General features: G+C 60.0%; 17 protein-coding genes. 8 read left to right on the top strand and 9 right to left on the bottom strand.

The window, feature by feature from the left end:
* Window positions 1-23 precede the first annotated feature (23 nt).
* Together AB7933_RS09565 and AB7933_RS09570 are read right to left on the bottom strand one after the other, a co-directional pair.
* Window positions 24-746, bottom strand: coding sequence for a glycerophosphodiester phosphodiesterase (locus AB7933_RS09565; RefSeq protein WP_024074094.1), 723 nt, complete (start codon window positions 744-746; stop codon window positions 24-26).
* 43 nt (window positions 747-789) lie between these two features.
* On the bottom strand, window positions 790-1,374 hold the full coding sequence (locus tag AB7933_RS09570; protein ID WP_024074095.1) for a PilZ domain-containing protein: 585 nt from the start codon (window positions 1,372-1,374) through the stop codon (window positions 790-792).
* A gap of 94 nt (window positions 1,375-1,468) precedes the next feature.
* Between AB7933_RS09570 and AB7933_RS09575 the strand changes: the two genes are divergently transcribed.
* The 3 genes from AB7933_RS09575 to AB7933_RS09585 are packed head-to-tail and all read left to right on the top strand — an operon-like array spanning window position 1,469 to window position 4,715.
* Entirely contained in the window at window positions 1,469-2,719 is a 1,251-nt protein-coding gene (locus AB7933_RS09575) for a lipoprotein-releasing ABC transporter permease subunit (RefSeq protein ID WP_024074096.1), read from the top strand.
* A 7-nt stretch (window positions 2,720-2,726) separates the two neighbouring features.
* A complete protein-coding gene (gene lolD / locus AB7933_RS09580; protein ID WP_024074097.1) occupies window positions 2,727-3,410 on the top strand; it encodes a lipoprotein-releasing ABC transporter ATP-binding protein LolD in 684 nt (227 codons plus the stop codon).
* 60 nt (window positions 3,411-3,470) lie between these two features.
* The gene (locus AB7933_RS09585; protein WP_024074098.1) at window positions 3,471-4,715 is read left to right on the top strand and encodes a lipoprotein-releasing ABC transporter permease subunit; all 1,245 of its coding nucleotides are present in this window, start codon (window positions 3,471-3,473) and stop codon (window positions 4,713-4,715) included.
* 106 nt (window positions 4,716-4,821) lie between these two features.
* Here the strand turns inward: AB7933_RS09585 and AB7933_RS09590 are convergent, their stop codons facing one another.
* Both AB7933_RS09590 and AB7933_RS09595 read right to left on the bottom strand, forming a co-directional pair.
* Window positions 4,822-6,177 carry a heavy metal sensor histidine kinase gene (locus AB7933_RS09590; RefSeq protein WP_041161121.1) on the bottom strand — a complete coding sequence of 452 codons (1,356 nt, stop codon included), beginning with the start codon at window positions 6,175-6,177 and terminating at the stop codon, window positions 4,822-4,824.
* The gene (locus AB7933_RS09595) at window positions 6,174-6,854 is read right to left on the bottom strand and encodes a heavy metal response regulator transcription factor (protein ID WP_024074100.1); all 681 of its coding nucleotides are present in this window, start codon (window positions 6,852-6,854) and stop codon (window positions 6,174-6,176) included. Before AB7933_RS09595 ends, AB7933_RS09590 begins: the two co-directional genes overlap by 4 nt.
* 156 nt (window positions 6,855-7,010) lie before the next feature.
* On the opposite strand from AB7933_RS09595, the gene AB7933_RS09600 reads away from it, so the two are divergent.
* Both AB7933_RS09600 and queF read left to right on the top strand, forming a co-directional pair.
* Window positions 7,011-7,550: a cupredoxin domain-containing protein gene (locus tag AB7933_RS09600; RefSeq protein ID WP_024074101.1), complete on the top strand. Its 540-nt coding sequence runs from the start codon at window positions 7,011-7,013 to the stop codon at window positions 7,548-7,550.
* A 65-nt stretch (window positions 7,551-7,615) separates the two neighbouring features.
* The gene (gene queF / locus AB7933_RS09605; RefSeq protein WP_024074102.1) at window positions 7,616-8,446 is read left to right on the top strand and encodes an NADPH-dependent 7-cyano-7-deazaguanine reductase QueF; all 831 of its coding nucleotides are present in this window, start codon (window positions 7,616-7,618) and stop codon (window positions 8,444-8,446) included.
* A gap of 243 nt (window positions 8,447-8,689) precedes the next feature.
* Here queF and AB7933_RS09610 read toward each other — a convergent pair whose 3' ends face one another.
* Window positions 8,690-8,956 (bottom strand): DUF4404 family protein, encoded by a 267-nt coding sequence (locus AB7933_RS09610; protein WP_024074103.1) that lies wholly within the window; start codon window positions 8,954-8,956, stop codon window positions 8,690-8,692.
* Between the two features lie 110 nt (window positions 8,957-9,066).
* Window positions 9,067-9,675: a phosphatase gene (locus tag AB7933_RS09615; RefSeq protein WP_024074104.1), complete on the bottom strand. Its 609-nt coding sequence runs from the start codon at window positions 9,673-9,675 to the stop codon at window positions 9,067-9,069.
* Window positions 9,676-9,871: 196 nt separating this feature from the next.
* On the opposite strand from AB7933_RS09615, the gene AB7933_RS09620 reads away from it, so the two are divergent.
* Window positions 9,872-10,561 carry an MlaA family lipoprotein gene (locus tag AB7933_RS09620; protein WP_024074105.1) on the top strand — a complete coding sequence of 230 codons (690 nt, stop codon included), beginning with the start codon at window positions 9,872-9,874 and terminating at the stop codon, window positions 10,559-10,561.
* Window positions 10,562-10,623: 62 nt separating this feature from the next.
* On the opposite strand, the gene AB7933_RS09625 is transcribed toward AB7933_RS09620, so the two are convergent.
* Window positions 10,624-10,920 (bottom strand): PilZ domain-containing protein, encoded by a 297-nt coding sequence (locus tag AB7933_RS09625; protein WP_024074106.1) that lies wholly within the window; start codon window positions 10,918-10,920, stop codon window positions 10,624-10,626.
* A gap of 277 nt (window positions 10,921-11,197) precedes the next feature.
* Here AB7933_RS09625 and rssB point away from each other — a divergent pair, with 277 nt between their 5' ends.
* A complete protein-coding gene (rssB, locus tag AB7933_RS09630) occupies window positions 11,198-12,379 on the top strand; it encodes a two-component system response regulator RssB (RefSeq protein WP_024074107.1) in 1,182 nt (393 codons plus the stop codon).
* Entirely contained in the window at window positions 12,379-12,861 is a 483-nt protein-coding gene (gene rssC / locus AB7933_RS09635) for an anti-sigma factor antagonist RssC (RefSeq protein WP_024074108.1), read from the top strand. The genes rssB and rssC overlap by 1 nt, the downstream gene beginning before the upstream one ends.
* Window positions 12,862-13,054: 193 nt before the next feature.
* On the opposite strand, the gene tal is transcribed toward rssC, so the two are convergent.
* Entirely contained in the window at window positions 13,055-13,981 is a 927-nt protein-coding gene (gene tal, locus AB7933_RS09640; protein ID WP_024074109.1) for a transaldolase, read from the bottom strand.
* A gap of 310 nt (window positions 13,982-14,291) precedes the next feature.
* A complete protein-coding gene (dusA, locus tag AB7933_RS09645; protein ID WP_024074110.1) occupies window positions 14,292-15,302 on the bottom strand; it encodes a tRNA dihydrouridine(20/20a) synthase DusA in 1,011 nt (336 codons plus the stop codon).
* Window positions 15,303-15,389: the final 87 nt, after the last annotated feature.

Here is a 15,389-nt window from a genome sequence, read left to right on the forward strand (position 1 = left end):
TGAGCCGGCCGGGGAGACCGATTTCAGTAATTCTCGAGGGTGGCAGTGGCCAAACCGGGAAAGTCTGTAATCAGGCTATCTACGCCGAAGTCGGCGAGCCTGCGCATCAGCGCAGGTTCGTTGACTGTCCACACGGACACGTGCAAACCCTGGCGCTGGGCTTTTTCCAGGCGTTCGGGGGTGCACAACGTCCAGTTCAATGCCAGAAACTCACAGCCGTAGTTTTGCGCGACCTTCAAAGGATCGAGCCAGGCGTACTCCGCCACCAGCCCGCGTGACAGGTCTGGGGTGAGTTCAACCGCCGCTTTTAATACTTCCCGCGAGCTTGAGGTCACGGTGACCTTGTCCATGATGCCGAAACGCACGGCCATTTCTCGAATCGCCAGCACGGTGGTCGCGGCGCGGGTGCGCGAGGCACTTTTGACTTCCAGTTGCCAGTGATCGAAGTCGCACTTTTCAAATAGCTCCTCCAGGCGCGGGATCGGGCACGGGTTGACCCAGCCGGGGCCGCCTTTGCGCGCGTCCATCTTCGTAAGGTCTGCCGCCGAATACTCGACGACTTTGCCACGCCGATCGGTGGTGCGCTTGAGGGTTGGGTCGTGGATGACCATCAGCTCACCGTCCATGGACAGGTGCAAATCCAGTTCGCAGCGGCGTACACCGTGCTTGAGGCACTGCTGGAAGCTGGTCAGGGTATTTTCCGGTGCTTCGCCTTTGGCTCCGCGGTGGCCGTAGATCAGGGTCACAGTTGCTCCTTTACGCCAGGTTTTCTGGCAGGGTCATACGAATTCAGGTGTCTTTGGCGTCGCTTTGTTCCCGCGCCAGGCGGCGTTCCTGTGCCTGTTTCTGCAGGATATAGCGCGCCAGCAATTGGCGTTGGGCATCGGTCATGGATTCGAATTCCGTGCCCACGTCAAAACCGTCGCCCTTGGGGTCGCAATGGGTAACGCGCGCGCGCAGCAGCAGGCCGAGTGCCTGGGGCATCAGCACCAGCTTGACTGCCAGGTGAGCGCCGATGGCGAGGGGCGTGGGGTGCTGGAAGTCGATCCCGCCTTCGGAAATGATCACCGGCTGTGGGGCACCGACTTCATCGCGCAAGCTTTGCGCCATGATTTGGCTAAGCAGGTCCAGGCGTTTGTTCTGGACTTTGAGGAAGGCCGCGAGGGTACGATCTTTATCACTGAGCTGACGTAACAGGTGCTGGGCTTCGAATTCGCTCAGGTGCAGTTCACTGAGCAGATTGAATAGTGGGGAAGCATCCAGCAACACTTCCTTGCTCGCCGCTTCCGGGGCAGACAGGCTTTTGATTTGAAGTGCGATCATGTCGTCGATACGGTAGTATTCGCGGCGCTCTTCTTCATCTAATGTCGACATGGCGAACCCCAGGTAACGGTAATGGTCTGAGTGTAAAGCTGCTTACCAGACCCCGCCACCGGGACGTCTTCTTTTCCTCCGAACAAGCCCCGACATGTTCAGACCTCTCTTCGTATTTATCGGCACGCGTTATACCCGTGCAAAGCGTCGCAATCATTTTGTGTCGTTTATTTCCTTGACCTCGATGATCGGTCTCGCCCTCGGCGTGGTCGTGATGATCGTGGTGCTGTCGGTGATGAACGGCTTCGATCATGAGATGCGCACCCGCGTGCTGGGCATGGTGCCCCACGCCACCATCGAGTCGGGTGAACCGATCAGCGACTGGCAAAGCCTGGCCGACAAGGTCAAGCAGAACCCCGAGGTGCTGGCGGTTGCGCCGTTCACCCAGATGCAGGGGCTGCTGACCAACGACGGCAAGGTGCAGAAGATCCTGCTCAATGGCATCGATCCGGTCCAGGAACGCAAGGTCTCGATCATCGACAAGTTCATGTTGCAGGGCAAACTGGACGACTTGTCGCCCGGCAGCTTTGGCATCGTGATCGGTGACAAGGCCGCGGCCAAGCTGGGCGTGGGCATTGGCGACAAGCTGACCTTCGTCGCCCCGGAAGTCACCGTGACTCCCGCCGGCATGTTCCCGCGCATGAAGCGCTTTACCGTGGTGGGTACCTTCCACGTCGGCGCCGGCGAGATTGACGGTTATCTCGGCCTGACCAACCTCACCGACCTGGCTCGCCTGCAACGTTGGCAGCCAGACCAGGTGCAGGGCCTGCGCCTGAAGTTCAACGACCTGTTCGACGCACCGCGCGGCGCCTGGGAAATCGCCCAGCACCTGGGCGAAAGCCAGTACTACGCCCGCGACTGGACCCGTACCCACGGCAACCTGTACCAGGCCATCCGCATGGAAAAAGCCATGATCGGCCTGCTGCTGCTGCTGATCGTCGCCGTTGCGGCCTTCAACATCATCTCCACCCTGGTGATGGTGGTGAACGACAAGAAGGGCGATATCGCTATCTTGCGGACGCTGGGCGCCACGCCGGGGCAGATCATGGCGATCTTCATGGTGCAGGGCACGGTGATCGGCGTGGTCGGCACCTTGATCGGTACCGTCGTCGGGATCTTGGCCGCGCTGAATGTCAGCGCCGCCATCGCCGGCCTGGAAACCCTGATCGGCCACAAGTTTCTCAACGCTGACGTCTACTTCATCGACTACTTGCCGTCCCAGGTTCAGGCCCCGGACGTGCTGATGGTCGGCGGCGCCGCGTTGGTCCTGAGTTTCCTTGCCACCCTATATCCAGCCTGGCGCGCGGCACGTACCCAGCCAGCACAGGCCTTACGTTATGAGTGAATCGGGCATGAGTGAAAAAGCAATCCTGAGCTGCCGCAACCTGGGCAAATCCTACGAGGAAGGCCCGGAATCGGTTGTGGTGCTGTCCAACCTGCAACTTGAACTGCACCCCGGCGAGCGCGTGGCAATCGTCGGCAGTTCCGGTTCCGGCAAAAGTACCTTGCTTAACCTGTTGGGCGGCCTCGATACGCCGTCCCAGGGCAGCGTATGGCTGGCTGGCGAAGAGTTGTCTGCCTTGAATGAAAAGGCCCGTGGCCAACTGCGCAACCGCTCCCTGGGCTTTGTGTACCAGTTCCACCACCTGCTGCCGGAGTTCACCGCCCTGGAAAACGTGTGCATGCCGTTGTTGATCGGCAAGACCGCGATCCCGGAAGCACGCCAGCGGGCCAAGGCCCTGTTGGAGCGTGTCGGCCTCGGCCACCGCCTGGAGCACAAACCGGCCGAATTGTCCGGTGGCGAGCGTCAGCGTGTGGCGATTGCCCGTGCCCTGGTGAACAACCCAGGCCTGGTGATGCTCGACGAGCCCACCGGCAACCTCGACTCCCACACCGCCCAGGGCATCAAGGACTTGATGCTGGAGCTGAGCACCCAGATGCGCACCGCGTTCCTGGTGGTGACCCATGACATGAGCATGGCCCGGCAGATGGACCGCGTATTGCACCTGCAGGAAGGTCATCTGGTCGCCATCTGACCTGTTTCAAGCCTGGCGCCGGGCGCCGGGCTTTTTCATTTTTTCAGGCGGTGCAAGCGAATGTTCAGACCGTTATCGATTTTCATCGGCACGCGCTATACCCGCGCCAAGCGCCGCAACCGTTTTGTTTCGTTTATCTCGATGACCTCGATGATCGGCCTCGCCTTGGGCGTGCTGGCGATGATCGTGGTGTTGTCGGTGATGAATGGCTTCCAGCGTGAAATGAGCTCGCGCATCCTCGGCATGGTGCCCCACGCGACTATCGTCGGCGTGAACCCGATCGACGATTGGCAGCCGGTGGCCGCCGCCGCGATGAAGAATCCCGAAGTGACTGCCGCCGTACCGTTCACACAGATGGATGGTATGTTTTCCTACAAGGGGGCGATGCAGCCGATCGAGATCAGTGGCGTCGACCCGGCCCAGGAAGGCAAGGTGTCGATCGTGGCCCAGCATATCGTCAAGGGCAAACTGGAAGACCTGAAGCCCGGCGAGTTTGGCGTGGTGGTGGGGGAGATCACCGCGCGGCGTTTTCGCCTGAACGTGGGTGACAAGCTGACCCTGATCGTTCCGGAAATCAGCAGCGCGCCGGGTGGCATCACGCCGCGCATGCAGCGTTTGAATGTGGTCGGCATCTTCAAGGTCGGCGCCGAGCTGGATGGCTCCATGGCCTTGATCCATATGGCCGACGCCGCGGAAATCCAGCATTGGCAGCCGAACCAGGTGCAGAGCGTGCGCCTGGCGGTGAAGGACTTGTACGCAGCGCCCAAGGTGTCGGCGGACATTGCCAGCAGCCTGGGCGCGGCCTACAAGGCTGACGACTGGACCCACACCCAGGGCAGCCTGTTCAGTGCGATGAAAATGGAAAAGACCATGATCGGCCTGCTGTTGCTGATGATCGTCGCCGTGGCCGCGTTCAATATCATCGCCACGCTGATCATGGTGGTGAACGATAAGGGCGCGGACATCGCGATCCTGCGCACCATCGGCGCCACGCCAGGGCAGATCATGGCGATCTTCATGGTGCAGGGTACCGTGATCGGGATCGTGGGTACCTTGATCGGTGGCGTGCTGGGGGTGATTGCGGCACTGAACGTCAGTGAGCTGGTGGGCTGGCTGGAGCGGGTAACCGGGCAGCATATCTTCAGTTCAGACGTGTATTTCGTCAGTAACCTGCCTTCGGAACTGCAAGGTGGGGATGTGTTGTTGATTTGCTCGGCAGGGTTTGTGTTGAGCTTTTTGGCGACGATTTACCCGGCGTATCGGGCGGCTAAGATTGAGCCGGCGCATGCCCTGAGGTATTCGTAATATTCAAGACCGTTATCGGGGGCAAGCCCCCTCCCACAGGTTGAATGTATTCACAAATCAAAATGTGGGAGGGGGCTTGCCCCCGATAGCGCCGGTACAGCGTGCATCAATCTCCGGCGGGCAACTCAATCACAAACCTTGTCCACCCCGCCTCAGACTCACAATAAATCCTCCCCCCATGCGCCCGCACAATCGACTGGGTAAGCGCCAGCCCCAGCCCCGCATGTTCGCTGCTGCCTTCATGCCGCGCCGGGTCCGCTCGGTAGAACCGGTCGAACAACCGCGGTAATACGTCCGCCGGTATGCCTTCGCCGCTGTTCTCCACTGTCAGCGTCACGCCTTGTGCGCCTTCCTCCAGATGCACCCGCACCTCGCCGCCCGCCGGCGTAAAGCGCAGCGCGTTATCCAACAGATTCGACAATGCCCGGCGCAGCATGCCGCGATCGCCGGTGGTGTGGGCCGTTCCCTCGCGTACCAGGCTGACCTGCGCGTCTTCCGCCAGCAAGACGAAGAACTCCAGCAGCGCATCCACTTCGTCCGCCAACCTCAACGGCTCGCGCTTGGGCGTCAGCAACCCATGATCAGCCTTGGCCAGGTACAGCATGTCATTCACCAGCTGCGCCATCCATTGCAGCTCTTCCAGATTACTGTGCAGCGCTTCGCGGTAGTCCTCCAGCGGGCGCGGCTGGGTCAGGATGACTTGGGTCTGGGTCAACAGGTTCGACAGGGGCGTGCGCAGTTCATGGGCAATGTCGGCGGAGAAGGCCGAGAGGCGTTGGAATGCATCGTCCAGGCGGCCGAGCATGGCGTTGAAGGCTTGGGCCAGTTCCGCCAGTTCCACCGGCATCTGCTGCTGGGGCAGGCGTTGGGTCAGGGAGTGGGCCGACACGCCGGCGGCCACTTCACTCATGCGCCGCAAGGGGCGCAAGCCACTGCGCGCGGCCCAGGCGCCGAGCAGTGCGGTGGCCAGGGCCGAGAGGCTGACGGTGAGCCAGATCAAATGTTGCATGCGTTGCAGGAAGTGCTGGTGGTGGGTGATGTCGAGCATCAGGCTCAGTTGCGGTGAGTCGGGTTGGCCTGGGCTCAGTGGCGCGTTGTACACACGGTAGTCGGTTCCGGCGTTTTGCAGGCTGTACAGGCCAGGCTTCTCGGGCAGGGGAATGTTCGGCGCGCCGTCAAACCAGCGCTGGCCGGCGGCACTGATGCGCAAGGCGAGGTCGGGTTGGCGGTTGAGTTCGGCGCGCAGTTGCGCTTCGCGTTGTACGAATGACTGCACGGAGTCGACGCCCTGCAAGGTGCTGCGCAGCGCGACCAACTTGCTGTCGAGCAGTTGCTGGTCCAGCTCGACGAAGTGCGCTTCGCTGGCCTGGTTGAACAGCACCCCGGCAATCAACGACACCACGGCGGTGCAGGCGGCAAACAGCAGGGCCAGCCGACTGGCCAGGGACAGGCGCTTGATCAACTGCATCGTTCTTCCAGTACATAACCCATGCCGCGCACGGTGTGGATCAGCTTGGTGGGGAAGTTGTCGTCGATTTTCAGGCGCAAGCGGCGGATCGCGACTTCGATGATGTTGGTGTCGCTGTCGAAGTTCATGTCCCACACCTGGGAAGCGATCAGCGACTTGGGCAGCACTTCGCCCTGACGGCGCAGCAGCAGCTCGAGCAGGGCGAATTCCTTGGCGGTGAGGTCGATGCGCTGGCCGCTTCGCTCAACCCGGCGGCGGATCAGGTCCAGGCGCAGGTCGGCCAGTTGCAGCGCGGTGTCCTGGGGGGCGCTGCTGCCACGGCGTAACAGGCTGCGCACCCGCGCCAGCAGTTCGGAGAAGGCGAACGGCTTGACCAGGTAGTCGTCAGCGCCCAGTTCCAGGCCGTGTACCCGGTCTTCCACCGTGTCGCGGGCGGTGAGGAACAGCACCGGGATATCCAGGCCGGCGCTGCGTACCGCCTGCAGGATCTGCCAGCCATCGCGACCGGGCAGCATCACATCGAGGATCAACAGGTCGTAGTCGCCCGTCAGTGCCAGGTGCTGGCCGCTGGTGCCGTCGGCCACCAACTCGGTGGTAAAACCGGCCTCGGCCAGGCCTTGGCGCAGGTATTGGCCGGTCTTGGGTTGGTCTTCGACGATCAGCAGTTTCATGGGCAGCTCTTGGCAGCGGGTCACGACGGGCTTTATACCGCGCTCGGCAGGGCAGGGGCGCAACCTGACAAAGTTGTAATCTAGCAGTCAGCTGGCTGGCAGCGAGGTCATCTTAGAGTGCTATCCAGGCTGATCCCACACCTTTGGAGAATTGAGATGGTATTGCGTAACCCCCTGTTGTTAGCGGGCTGCCTGTTGGCCTTGAGTTTCGGGGCGGCGGCTGAAACGGCTCACACCTATGCATTTGGCCAGCCAGCGGCTGCCGACAAGGCCACGCGCACCGTGGAAGTTACATTGCAGGATATTTCCTTTTCGCCCAAGTCGTTGGACGTAAAGGCCGGTGAGACCGTGCGCTTTGTGCTGGTCAACAAGGGCCAGTTGCTCCACGAATTCAACCTGGGTGATGCCGCGATGCATGCCGAGCACCAGAAGGAAATGCTACAGATGCAGGCCAGCGGCATGCTGAATGCCACCGGTATGGGCAAGATGGATCACAGCGCCATGGGGCACGGTGATATGGGCGGCATGGGTGGTATGGGGGGCATGAAGCACGATGACCCTAACAGCGTGCTGGTCGAGCCCGGCAAAACCGCCGAGCTGACCTGGACGTTCACCAAGGCCACTGGCCTGGAGTTCGCCTGCAACATACCCGGGCATTACCAGGCGGGCATGGTCGGCAAGCTCAACGTCGAATGAGCGCTTGTTAAGGGCGGGGGCAAAGGCTGGTAGACTGGCGCGGTTTATTTAGCCAGGTTTCCGCCATGCATCCCGCTGCCGAACATTCGCCGCTGGGCAAGTCCAGTGAATACATCTCCACCTACACCCCTTCGTTGCTGTTCCCGATTCCGCGCGCCGCCAAGTGGGCCGAACTGGGCCTGAGCGCCGAGACCCTGCCGTACAAAGGCGTGGACTTCTGGAACTGCTTCGAATTGTCCTGGCTGCTGCCCTCGGGCAAACCGGTGGTGGCCATCGGTGAATTCAGTATTCCGGCTGACTCGCCGAATATCATCGAGTCCAAGTCCTTCAAGCTGTACCTCAACTCGCTGAACCAGACCGCGTTTGCCGACACGCAGAGCCTGGAAGCCACGTTGCGCACCGATCTCAGCGCCGCAGCCGGCAAACCGGTGGGCGTGCGCATCCGCAGCCTGGGCGAGGTGGAAGCCGAAGGCGTGGTGGCCCTGCCGGGCACTTGCATCGATGATCTGGATATCAGCGTCAGCAACTACGAGCACCCGCGCCCGGAACTGCTGCGTTGCGACGATTCGCGTGTGGTGGAGGAAAGTGTGCACAGCCACTTGCTCAAATCCAACTGCCCGGTCACCAGCCAGCCCGATTGGGGCAGCGTGGCGGTGGAATATCGGGGGGCGGCGCTGGATCACGCCAGCCTGTTGGAATACCTGGTGAGCTTTCGCCAACACTCAGATTTCCATGAGCAGTGCGTGGAGCGGATCTTTCTCGACCTGCAGCGTTTGCTCAAGCCAGAGAAGCTGACGGTGTATGCGCGCTATGTGCGGCGGGGTGGGTTGGATATCAATCCGTACCGCAGTACTGAGGATGTGGCGTTCCAGAACGTGCGCCTGGCCCGTCAGTAAACACGTGTGGGAGGGGGCTTGCCCTAATGCCAGTCAGTTAAGCGTACATCGCCTTCTGTAGGAGCGAGGGGGACGCCTAGTTCTTGCTCGCGAAAAACGTCAACGATAACGCGTGTTTCCTGAATGAACGCGGCGCCTGTAAGTTCTTCGCGAGCAAGCTCGCTCCTACACAAAAGCCTTAACTGAACGGCATTAGGGCTTGCCCCTCCCACATTTTGGTTCTGTGTCTGGCTTGGGGTCGGGTCAGATGCCCATATTGCCCAAGGTGATCATAATATTTCGCAATGTCCCGGAAATCACCGGGTGCTCAGCGTCGAACTCTATGGCAGCTTGACTCACATCGTCGGAAATACTAGGTGGCTGGGTGGCCGGTTCCAGCTCCAGTTGTACTTCGAACTTGGCGAGCAAGGCTTCCAGCGCTTCACGTTTTTCGGCTGGCAGCGGCGGTTCCTGTTCCAGTTGCTCGCGCAGGATATTGACCTGTTCTTGCAATTTTTCGCGGGCAGGCATGGCGTTCTTCCTTTTATCGATAGGCACTGGCATAGACCACGGCACGCCGAGAAAGGTCTACGGACTGACCGGTAGATTAATCCACCGGGGCCGAATGTGCATGATCTCGATCAGGGCTTCTCGCCTTTGAGCTGGCGCAGGCTGATGTCCGCCAGGCAGGTGCCGAGCTCGCCGAGATGATCGATCACCGAATGCACCCCCAACCCATACAGTGCCACGGTAGCCTTGCCGCGCTTGTATTCGCGCTGCTGCTCGGTCAGCGCCTGCCATTGCTCGGGCGCCAGGCCGCACAGTGAACCGCAGGACGCCAGGCCGATGGTCCACAACCCGGCATTCAGGCCCGATTGCAGCAAGCGCGGCTCGCCGCTGACCAGCACGCAGCCTTCCAGGCGTGGGATATTCAATTCCATCAGCGCTTGCCAGCACGCATGGGGCGCCGGCCAGCGGATGGAGGAGGGGGATGCGGCCTTGACCCAATCGGGCAGGGCCGCAGCCAGCGGGGTGGTCACCGAGGGTGGCAATTCATCCAGCCAGGCGCAGGGCACGCCTTGCTCTTTCAGGCTGCGCAGAATCTTCAGCGCGCCGGGCGTAGCTTCGGAGTGCGGGGAGAACGAATCGGTGCGCGCCTGGGAACCGAAATCCACCAGGCAGCCACTCAGGCCAAATAACACGGCAGTCAAGGCGGGAGCGGTGGCGACGGCAATTTCGGCGTGAGGCATTTCTACATCCCTGAAATAGCTCCAACGCTATCGGGGGGGGATGACAAGTCGATGACACTGGCGTTAATTGTAGGAAAATTGTCCATTTCAGAGCCTGTCGTTTCTTGGCAGCTGCCTAAATCCACACTTCCGTCATATACTGACGGCCTTATTCAGGGCATAGCGCCCATGACAGACCATTCAAGGAGCAAAAGCTATGCGCTGGAGCCACTACTTCGCTCAGTTGTCGGTGTGTGCCACTGTCCTGCTGGTGCCATTCGCCGCACAGGCAGCGTCGGAAGATGACCCATGGGAAAGCGTCAACCGCCCGATCTTCACTTTCAACGACACCGTTGATACCTACGCCCTCAAGCCATTGGCCCAGGGCTATCAGTTTGTGACCCCGCAATTCATGCAAGACGGCGTGCACAATTTCTTCCGCAACATCGGCGATGTCGGCAACCTGGCCAACAACGTGTTGCAGCTCAAGCCGCACGCCGCTGGCGTGGACACCGCTCGCTTGCTGATGAACACCACCTTCGGCGTGCTGGGCTTTATCGATGTCGGCACCAAAATGGGGCTCAAGCGCAGCGATGAAGACTTCGGCCAGACCCTGGGTTACTGGGGCGTGGGCAGTGGCCCATACGTGATGCTGCCGTTGCTGGGTCCAAGCACCCTGCGCGATGCGCCGTCCAAGTATGTGGACACCTACACCCAGCCATATCGCTATATGAACGATATCGGCTGGCGCAACAGCACCATGGGCCTGAATATCGTTGATACCCGCGCCAGCCTGCTCGAGAGCGAGAAGCTGATCACCGGCGACAAGTACACCTTTATTCGTAACGCCTACCTGCAGAACCGCGAGTTCAAGGTCAAGGACGGCAAGGTCGTCGACGACTTTTAAGCTGTGATATTTTGAAATGAAAAAAAAGGCGACCCTGGCGGTCGCCTTTTTTATGTGCGGTTTCAGCGCATTTTCAAGATCTTAAGCCCCAGTTGTTGCTCTTCGCCTGCCGTTTTGGTCCATACCACTTCGGTGTCAGCCTCCAGGCCTTTGAGAGCCGCGTGCTCTGAATCAATGCGCACGGTGAGCAGGTCTCCCACGTTGAACTGACGCGGTGCCTGCACCTGCATCCCGGAGCTGGAAAGGTCCACGCAAACCCCGGCAATCTCTTGGCCCGCGTGGATCAACGCCACGTCGGCATCCACTCGCATGCGGATGAAGTCGCGTTTTTCAGCGTAGTCGCGCTCGTATTCGCTCACAGCTTCCATCCTTACATTGTGTTGTGGTTTTAAGGGTTCTTATAACTCCCGGTGATTTGCGATGTAAAGACGCCCGGCGACCATCGGCATGAGCTTGAAACACCAGGCGGATGGGAGTACCGTCTGCGCCTTAGAAGGGCACCTCTGCTTTACAGTTGTGCGTGGGCAAAAAGCCTATGCTTTGTAGGACAGAGAGGCTAGAAAGCGAATCCAGTAGAGTGAGCCCGGCCTTTGCCGAGTCGCCTACGCCAACCTAATTCTGGCGCCGTTTGCCCACATGCAAAAAACCAGTGCCACGCTGCTGATAATCGATGACGACGAAGTAGTGCGCGCAAGCCTTGCGGCCTATTTGGAAGACAGTGGCTTCAGCGTCCTGCAGGCCAGCAATGGCCAACAGGGTCTCCAGGTATTCGAGAGCGACCAGCCCGACCTCGTGATCTGCGACCTGCGCATGCCCCAGATGGGCGGCCTCGAGCTGATCCGCCAGGTGACCGAGCGCGCCCCGCAGACGCCGGTGATTGTCGTGTCCGGCGCCGGGGTCATGAACGACGCTGTCGAGGCCTTGCGCCTGGGCGCCGCCGATTACCTGATCAAGCCCCTGGAAGACCTGGCGGTGTTGGAGCACTCAGTGCGCCGTGCCCTGGATCGTGCACGCCTGCTGCTGGAAAACCAGCGTTACCGCGAAAAGCTCGAAACCGCCAACCGTGAACTCGAAGCCAGCCTGAACCTGCTCCAGGAGGACCAGAACGCCGGTCGCCAGGTGCAGATGAACATGCTGCCGGTCAGCCCCTGGACCATCGACGAGTTCAAGTTTGCGCACCAGATCATTCCGTCGTTGTACCTGTCGGGTGATTTTGTCGACTATTTCCGTGTCGACGAGCGCCGCGTGGCGTTCTACCTGGCCGATGTCTCCGGCCACGGTGCTTCCTCCGCTTTTGTGACTGTGTTGTTGAAATTCATGACCACACGGCTGTTGTTTGAATCCAAGCGCAATGGCACCTTGCCGGAGTTCACTCCCTCCGAGGTGCTGGGCCACATCAACCGAGGCTTGATCAGCTGCAAGCTGGGCAAGCACGTGACGATGGTGGGCGGCGTGATCGATGAAGAAACCGGTCTTTTGACCTACAGCATTGGTGGTCACCTGCCGATGCCGGTTTTGTACACACCTGACAGTGTGCGCTACCTGGAAGGACGGGGTCTGCCCGTTGGCTTGTTCAATGAAGCCACCTATGAAGACCACATCCTGGAGCTGCCACCGACCTTCAGCCTGACGCTGATGTCCGATGGCATCCTGGACCTTCTTCCAGAGCCTACACTCAAAGAGAAAGAAGCCGCCTTGCCCCAACGGGTCAAGTCGGCGGGCGGCAGCCTGGATGGCCTGCGGCAGGTTTTTGGATTGGCCACGCTAGGGGAGATGCCGGATGATATCGCCCTATTGGTGTTGAGCAGGAATCTTTGATGAGTACCGGAAGAATCCAATTCGCCGAGCAAGACGGGACCTTTGTCTTGAAGTTTGTCGGTGAAGTGCGCCTGACCTTGTGTTCGGCGCTGGATGCGACGATTGAGCGGATTTTCACAGCGCTGAACTTCTCGGCGATCGTGATCGATCTGACCGAAACCCGCAGCATCGATAGCACCACCCTTGGGCTGTTGGCCAAGTTGTCCATTCTGTCTCGGCAGAAGGTCGGCCTGTTGCCCACCGTCGTCACCACCCACGAAGACATCACCCGGCTACTGCAGTCCATGGGCTTCGACCAGGTGTTCAACATCGTTGACCGCCCGATCCCTTGCCCGGAATGCCTCACCGACCTGCCGGTCCAGGACCAGTCCGAGGAGGTTGTGCGGGTCAAGGTACTGGAAGCGCACAAAATCCTGATGGGCCTCAACGAGTCCAACCGCGAAGCCTTCCACGACCTCGTCAACGCCCTCGAGCGTCACTGATCCCTCTGTAGAACACATTCCAAATGTGGGAGGGGGCTTGCCCCCGATAGCGCAATGTCCGGCCATGTATTCCTCGCTGACCCACCGCCATCGGGAGCCCCCCCTCCCACAGTTGAACTGAGATCGGCTTGCGATCGATACAAAAAAGGGCGGTACCCTCACAGGTACCGCCCTTTTTGCCGTCTCTGTCCGTTTACAGCTTGGCGGACAACAGCGCCTCAAGCTTCTCCTGGTCCCGAGCAAACTGACGAATACCCTCTGCCAGCTTCTCAGTCGCCATTGCATCCTCGTTGGACTCCCAACGGAACTGCGCTTCAGTCAAATGTACCCGCGCCTCTCCGGCATGGCCAGGCGACAACTTGCGCTCCAGCTTGCCTTCATCCGCCGCCAGCTTCTCCAACAGGTCCGGGCTGATCGTCAGGCGATCACACCCAGCCAACTCTTCGATCTGACTCAGGTTACGGAAGCTCGCCCCCATCACCACGGTCTTGTAGCCGTTGGCCTTGTAGTAGTTGTAGATGCGCGTCACCGACTGCACGCCAGGATCATCCGAGCCGGTGTAGTCGTTGCCATTGGCTTTCTTGTACCAATCGTAGATCCGGCCTACGAATGGCGAAATCAGGAACACACCCGCTTCCGCGCAAGCCACAGCCTGGGCAAACGAGAACAGCAGGGTCAGGTTGGTCTGGATGCCTTCTTTTTCCAGCTTCTCCGCCGCGCGGATGCCTTCCCAGGTGGAGGCGATCTTGATCAATACGCGGTCGCGGCCGACGCCGGCCTTGTCATACAGGTCGATCAGACGGTGCGCGCGCTTGAGTACGGCGTCAGTGTCGAACGACAGGCGGGCATCCACTTCGGTGGAAATACGGCCTGGTACAACTTTGAGAATCTCTTGACCCACCGCTACCGCAAACCGGTCGCTGGCCAGGCCGACATCACCGTTGCAGTCCTGCACACACTCATCCAGCAGCTTGGCATAGCCCGGAATCGACGCGGCCTTGAGCAGCAGGGAAGGGTTGGTGGTGGCGTCTTGTGGCTTGAGCTTGGCGAGGGTGGAAAAATCGCCGGTATCGGCTACGACGGTGGTGAACTGCTTGAGTTGTTCCAGCTTGGAAGTCATGGGCGTGCTCTGTCCTATGGGTCTGATGACATTACCCGAGCGCCGACAGGCGCTCAAGGGCGCAAATGCGTTCGATCGTTTGCGAGGGCAACAACCTGAAAACAGCCGTTTGAATGACGGGCCTTGCTGCTGAATAGGAGGCCAGAACGGCCCACAGGTTCAACCCAATTGCCCGATGACACTTGGATAACGCCTTCATGCCAACTGACGCCTTCCCTGGACACACTGCACCCAATGTGAGAGGGGGCTTGCCCCCGATGGCAGTGTGTCAGTTCATCAATAACCAACCGACGCCCTGCAAGCTATCCAATCAACGCCCTTCCAACAACGCCCCTGCCTGATCCAACAATGCCAACGGATCCGCAGCCTTATGAATATCCACCGACAACAACTGCCTGAATCTGCGCGCCCCAGGGAAACCGGTGCCCAATCCCAACACATGCCGCGTAATGTGATGCATCGCCCCACCCGCCGCCAAATGCTCAGCGATATAAGGCCGCAACTGCGCCAACGCCTCCGCCCGGCTGATCACTGGCGCTTCACTGCCAAACAACTGCTGATCCACCTCCGCCAGCAGATACGGATTGTGATAAGCCTCCCGGCCCAGCATCACCCCATCAAACGTCTGCAAATGTTCATGGCACTGCTCCAGCGTCTTGATGCCGCCGTTGAGAATAATCTCCAGCGCAGCGAAGTCCTGCTTCAACTGCGCCGCCACGTCATAGCGCAAGGGTGGAATGTCGCGGTTCTCCTTTGGCGACAACCCTTCCAGAATCGCAATCCGAGCATGCACCGTAAAACTGCTGCAGCCCGCGTCCTTCACCGTCCCGACAAAGTCACACAACTCGGCATAACTGTCCCGCCCATTGATCCCGATACGGTGCTTGACCGTCACCGGAATCGACACCGCATCGCGCATCGCCTTCACACAATCGGCCACCAAGGTCGGGTGAGCCATCAGGATCGCGCCGATCATATTGTTCTGCACCCGGTCGCTCGGGCAGCCGACATTCAGGTTCACTTCGTCGTAGCCAGCGGCCTCGGCCATACGCGCACAGGCGGCCAGGTCAGCGGGGACACTGCCGCCAAGCTGGAGCGCCAGAGGGTGCTCGGCTTCGTTATGGCGCAGGAAGCGGTCATGGTCGCCATGCAGGATTGCGCCGGTGGTGACCATCTCGGTGTAGAGCAGGGCGTGTTTGGAGAGCAGGCGCAGGAAGAACCGGCAGTGACGGTCGGTCCAGTCCATCATGGGTGCAACGCTAAAGCGCCGAGACAGTGCGGGGCTTGATTCTGCTGGGCTAAAGCTCTGTTTTTGAACCATTTTACTCAACGTGTTTTTCGGCAGGGTTTAGGGCGTTTTCAGGCCGTTTTAGGGCTCGTTGGTAAGATGTACCACCCAAAACTGACG

This window comes from Pseudomonas gorinensis (genome assembly GCF_042015035.1).
In the GTDB taxonomy this organism is placed as follows: Bacteria; Pseudomonadota; Gammaproteobacteria; order Pseudomonadales; family Pseudomonadaceae; genus Aquipseudomonas; species Aquipseudomonas gorinensis.